4 protein-coding genes are annotated in these 3025 nt (G+C 65.1%); 3 read left to right on the plus strand and 1 reads right to left on the minus strand.

All coding sequences use genetic code 11. The features are described 5' to 3' along the window. On the minus strand, window positions 1-588 hold a 588-nt coding region (locus PHE40_RS10140; protein ID WP_299961405.1), incomplete at its 3' end, for a cytochrome c family protein. A gap of 95 nt (window positions 589-683) precedes the next feature. Between PHE40_RS10140 and PHE40_RS10145 the strand changes: the two genes are divergently transcribed. From PHE40_RS10145 to PHE40_RS10155, 3 genes are all read left to right on the plus strand, one after another. Continuing rightward, window positions 684-1421 (plus strand): 3-deoxy-manno-octulosonate cytidylyltransferase, encoded by a 738-nt coding sequence (locus PHE40_RS10145; RefSeq protein WP_299961407.1) that lies wholly within the window; start codon window positions 684-686, stop codon window positions 1419-1421. Then, the gene (locus PHE40_RS10150; protein ID WP_299961409.1) at window positions 1418-2266 is read left to right on the plus strand and encodes a prephenate dehydratase; all 849 of its coding nucleotides are present in this window, start codon (window positions 1418-1420) and stop codon (window positions 2264-2266) included. The genes PHE40_RS10145 and PHE40_RS10150 overlap by 4 nt, the downstream gene beginning before the upstream one ends. A gap of 4 nt (window positions 2267-2270) precedes the next feature. Beyond that, the coding region (locus PHE40_RS10155; RefSeq protein WP_299961411.1) for a class III extradiol ring-cleavage dioxygenase at window positions 2271-3025 on the plus strand (755 nt) is incomplete at its 3' end.

Genomic DNA, 3025 nt, shown 5'->3' on the forward strand with positions numbered 1-3025 from the left:
GGCAGCGGCGGCGGTGGCGGCCTTGATTTCAGCGGCGGTTGGCAGCGGCACGGGGTTGGCGGCCAGGGTGCGCAGATAGGCCACGACATCGGCGCGGGTCTGTACGTTTTTGATGCCCGCGTAGGACATGCCGGTGCCGGGGGCGAAGGTCATCGGCGCGGCGAGCCAGGCGTTTATGTTGTCATAGTTCCAGTTGCCCTTGGCCTTGTCCTTCACGGCATCGGAATAGGCGAAGCCGCCGGAGAACATCGGCGAGCCCATGACGCCATAAAGATTCGGGCCGACGCCCGCGGCGCCGCCGGAGGTGAGGGTGTGGCACGCCGCGCATTGCTGCTGCACGAAGGCGGCACCCTTGGCGACATCGCCCGTGGCGATGAGCGGGATGATCGACTCCAGCCCGGCCGCCGCAGCCACCACGGGGGCGGCCGCGGTTTGCAGGGCGGGAACTTTGATCGCCGGGGTTTTGGGCGCCTCGTCAGGCACCACGATACTGGCGATGCGGTTGGCACCCCAGAAAATCAGCCCGGCGGTCAGCAGACCGGCTGCGATTTTGTTGCCCAGCAGACTGTCCTTGCCTTTACCGCTCATGCTTAACCCCTGACCCTCTCGTTATTTGCCGCAATTGCGCTTACCCCTATAGCGATTTAGGCAGGCACGACAAGCATCAGCGAGACGAGAACAACGTGACACCCATCATCCTCATTCCCGCCCGCATGGGCTCCACCCGCCTGCCGGACAAGATTATGGCCGATATCGCCGGGCTGCCGATGATTGTGCATGTGCTGAAACGCGCGCGCGAGGCCGGTTTGGGGCCGGTGGCGGTGGCCTGCGGGGAGGCGGTGATCGCGCGGGCGGTGGAAGCGGCGGGCGGGGTGGCGGTGCTGACGGACCCGGGACATCCATCGGGCTCGGACCGGATTTTTGCCGCGCTGAATCAGCTGGACCCGGGCGGGGTGCATGATGTGATCATCAATTTGCAGGGGGATTTGCCGAGCATCGCGCCGGAATATCTGCGCGCGGTGCTGCGCCCCCTGGAGGACCCGGCCTATGATATCGCGACGCTGGTGGCCCCGGTTGCCTCGGAGGAGGAGGCGCAGGCGCACTCGGTGGTGAAATGCGCCTGCGCGTTTGGCGAGGGGCAGGAGGTGGCGCCGGCGCTGTATTTTTCGCGCAACCGCGTGCCCTCGGGCGCGGGGGCGTTGTGGCACCATATCGGGATTTATGCCTACCGGCGGGCGGCGCTGGCGCGGTTTGTGGCGCTGGCGCCCTCGCCGCTGGAATTGCGCGAGAAACTGGAGCAGCTGCGCGCGCTGGAGGCGGGGATGCGCATTGGCGTGGCGCGGGTGCCGGCGGCGCCTTTTGGGGTGGATACGCAGGCGGATTTGGAACTGGCACGCAGGAATTTGGGGCATTATTCATGAGCAGCATCGCTTTTCAGGGGCAGTTTGGCGCCTATTCAGACCTTATCTGCCGGCTCTCTTATCCGGAGATGGCGACCCTGCCCTGCGAGACGTTTGAGGCGGCGATTGAGGCGGTGCATGAGGGGCGGGCGCAACTGGCGATGTTGCCGCCGGAGAATTCATTGGCCGGGCGGGTGGCGGATATGCATGCGTTGCTGCCAGGGAGCGGGCTCTCGATCATCGGTGAGAGATTTTTGCGCATCGAGCACTGCCTGTTGGCCCCACCGGGGGCGAGTATTGCGGGCATCAAGCGGATACATTCGCATCCGGTGGCGCTGGGGCAGGTGCGACGGTTGATCCGCGAGCTGGGGGCGGCGGCGGTGGTGGAATATGACACCGCCGGGGCGGCGGAGATTGTTGCCGCGAAGAACAGCATAGAGGATGCGGCGATTGCTTCATCGTTGGCGGGGGAGTTGCACGGGTTGCAGATTTTGCGGCGCAATGTGGAGGATGAACCCCACAACACGACGCGGTTTTATGTGATGGCGAAGGAGCCGGTTGTTTTGGCGCCGGATACACCCAATTTGATGACGACGTTTGTGTTTAACGTGCGCAACGTGCCGGCGGCGTTGTTCAAGGCGCTGGGCGGGTTTGCGACGAACGGCGTGAACATAACCAAGCTGGAGAGCTACATGGTGAACGGCACTTTTACCGCGACGCAGTTTCTGGCGGAGGTGGAGGGGCACCCGGCGCAGGAAAAATTACGCCTGGCATTTGAGGAGCTGGCGTTTTTCTCGACCGAGATAAAGATTTTGGGCACTTATCCGGCGGACCCGTTCCGGCTCGCGCAGCGGGCGGGGGGTTAGAGCGATGTTGCCAGCCCTGTTTTTGAGCCACGGCTCGCCGATGATGGCGTTGATGGACACGCCGGCGCGGGATTTTCTGATGGGGCTGGGCGGGCTGCTGCCCCGGCCGAAGGCGATTTTGGTGATCTCGGCGCATTGGGAGACGCAGATGCCGCGGCTGAATGCGCCCGCGCGCAATGATACGATCCATGATTTTTATGGCTTCCCGAAGGAGCTCTACACGCTGCATTATGCCCCGCCCACGGCGCCGGAGCTGGCGGAGCAGGTGGCGCAGAGCCTGCGCGAGGCGGGGTTTGCCGCGGGGATAGACACCGCGCGCGGGCTGGACCATGGGGCCTGGGTGCCGCTTTTGCTGGCCTATCCGCAGGCGGAGATTCCGGTGTTGCAGCTCTCGGTGCAGTCTCACCTGGGGGCGGCGTATCACCATGCCTTGGGGGCGGCGCTGGCGCCGCTGCGGGCGCAAGGCGTGCTGGTGGTGGGCAGCGGCAGCTTCACGCATGATTTAAGGCGGTTTCGCCGGGGGATGCCCGAGATTGACGCGCCGGAGACGCCGGATGTGACCGCGTTCTCGGACTGGATGGATGAGAAGCTGCGCGCGGGGGATGTGGCGGCGCTGCTGGACTACCGGCGGCTGGCGCCCTTCGCGGCGGAAGAGCACCCGACGGAGGAGCATTTGTTGCCGCTGTATGTGGCGATGGGTGCTGCCGGGGCGGGAGCGGCGGTGAAGCGGCTGCACAGCTCGACGGAGTATTCGTTTTT

This window comes from Acidocella sp. (assembly GCF_028687955.1).
Classification (GTDB): Bacteria; Pseudomonadota; Alphaproteobacteria; order Acetobacterales; family Acetobacteraceae; genus Acidocella.